The organism is bacterium, from assembly GCA_035945995.1.
In the GTDB taxonomy this organism is placed as follows: domain Bacteria; phylum Sysuimicrobiota; class Sysuimicrobiia; order Sysuimicrobiales; family Segetimicrobiaceae; genus DASSJF01.
On record DASYZR010000037.1, the window covers coordinates 1 to 2,278 of the forward strand.

Here is a 2,278-nt window from a genome sequence, read left to right on the forward strand (position 1 = left end):
GACGCGCCTCCCGCGGGGGGAGCGTCGAGCGCCCGCTGCACGTCGCGCTCGATGATCCGGCCGTCGGGACCGGTGCCGCGAAGGGAATGGAGATCGATCCCGCGCGCCGAGGCGAGCGCGCGCGCGCGCGGCGACACGCGAACGCGCCCGTCACCCGATGTGCCGCCCACCGCGGCCGCGCCGGTCGTTCGGGGAGGCGTCGTCAGCTCACTCAACGGCCGGGGCCCCGGCGCATTCACCGATACACCAGACACTGCCGGCGCGGGCGACGGGGCGGAACGTTCAACGATTCGCTCTCCGGGCTCGCCGATCAAGGCGATCGGCGTGGCGACGGGCGCCGTGGCGCCTTCGGGGACGAGAATCCGCAGCAGCACGCCCGACGCCGGCGATTCAACTTCGATCGTCGCCTTGTCGGTCATCACTTCGAACAGCGGCTCGCCCTTCGCGACCCGGCTGCCCTCGGGCTTGACCCACCGGACGATCGTGCCGTCGTCTTGGGTCAGGCCGAGTTTCGGGAGCACGACCTCCGTCGCCATCAGGCCGACGGCCTCGAGGCCCGCCCGGGCGGCGCGGCCGTCACGCCATCAGCCGGCGGGAGGCGGCCACGATGCCGTCCACCTGCGGCAGGGCCGCCGCCTCGAGCCGGCCGCTGTAGGGCACCGGCACGTTGGCGCCGCACACCCGGACCGGCGGCGCGTCCAGGGCGTCGAAGGCCGCCGCGACGACCTGCGCGACGACCTCGGCGCCGATGCCGCCCCGCTCGTACGCCTCGTGCGTCACGATGAGCCGGCCGGTCTTGCGGACGGACGCGACGATCGTCTCCACGTCGAGCGGCACCAGGGTGCGGGGATCGATCACCTCGAGCTCGATGCCTTCGGCCGCCAGTTGATCGGCCGCCTCCAGGGCTTTGAGCACCATCGTGTGGATGCCGACGACGGTCACGTGGCGCCCCTCGCGCTTGCGGTCCGCCGCCCCGAGCGGCACGGTGTGCTCGCCGGCCGGAACCGGGCCCTTCGTGTTGTACAGCATCTTGTGCTCGAGGAACACGACCGGGTTGTCGTCGCGGATCGCGGAGACCAGCAGGCCTTTGGCGTCCGCCGGCGTGCTGGGCGTGACGACTTTCAATCCGGGGATGTGGCAGAACCACGCTTCGAGCGACTGGGAGTGCTGGGCCGCGTTGCCGCGCCCCGCTCCTTCCTGGGCGCGGAAGACCACCGGCACGCGGGCCTTTCCGCCGAACATGTACCGGATCTTGGCGGCCTGGTTGACGATCGGCTCCATCGCCAGCGTGAGGAAGTCCGCGTACATGAATTCCGCGACCGGCCGGGCCCCGGCCATCGCCGCCCCGACCGCGAGCGCCGCGATCGCTTCCTCGGAGATCGGCGTGTCGCGGACGCGCTCCGGTCCGAACTCCTCGACGAGACCGCGCGTGACCCCGAAGACGCCGCCGCCCCCCCACACCGCGACGTCTTCCCCCATGACGAAGACACGGGCATCGCGCCGCATCTCCTCGCGCAGCGCTTCGTTGAGCGCCTCCGCGTACGTGAGGACCCGGGTGCCCGCGGGCGCCGCCTGCGTCTCGACCGCGCTCACGCGTACACGTCCTCGGTGAGCGCGCTCGGGTCGGGCTCGGGGCTCGCCTTCGCAAACGCGACGGCGTCCTCGATCTCCCGCTCGACCTGCGGGCGGAGGGCATCGGCCTCGGCGGCGGTCGCGACCCGCCGCTCGACGAGCAGCGCCCGGAACCGGTCGATCGGATCCTTCGCCCGCCAGATCTCGACTTCGGCTTTGTCGCGATAGTTGAGCGGGTCGCCGACGTGGTGACCGAGAAACCGGTACGTCACGCAGACGACGAGCGACGGCCCGTCTCCCGCGCGCGCCCGCGCCACCGCCGCGCCGACCGTCGCGTACACGGCCAATACGTCCATCCCGTCGCAGCTCACGCCTGGGAATCCGTACGCGGTCGCCCGGACCGAGGGATCCGCCACCGACGTGAACCGGTCGGCGCGCGCGGACATCGCGTACTGGTTGTTCTCGCACACGAAGACGACCGGCAGGCGCCAGATCGCGGCCATGTTGGCGGCCTCGTGGAAGATGCCCTGGTTGAGGGCGCCGTCGCCGAAGAAGCAGACGGCGACGTCGTCGCGGCCGGCGAGCTGCGAGGCGAGCGCGGCCCCGGTGGCGAGCCCCATGCCGCCGCCGACGATCCCGTTGGCGCCCAAAATGCCGGCCTCGACGTCGGCGATGTGCATCGAGCCGCCCTTCCCTTTGCAGTACC

The 2,278-nt window shown here is 72.3% G+C and carries 3 protein-coding genes; all 3 read right to left on the minus strand.

The features are described 5' to 3' along the window. Positions 1-536, minus strand: a 536-nt coding sequence (locus tag VGZ23_03255) for a biotin/lipoyl-containing protein (GenBank protein ID HEV2356613.1), incomplete at its 3' end; no start/stop codon positions are given. 40 nt (positions 537-576) lie between these two features. Then, positions 577-1,593: an alpha-ketoacid dehydrogenase subunit beta gene (locus tag VGZ23_03260; protein ID HEV2356614.1), complete on the minus strand. Its 1,017-nt coding sequence runs from the start codon at positions 1,591-1,593 to the stop codon at positions 577-579. Further along, positions 1,590-2,278: thiamine pyrophosphate-dependent dehydrogenase E1 component subunit alpha (locus VGZ23_03265; GenBank protein HEV2356615.1), on the minus strand; the 689-nt coding region annotated here is incomplete at its 5' end. The genes VGZ23_03265 and VGZ23_03260, both read right to left, overlap by 4 nt.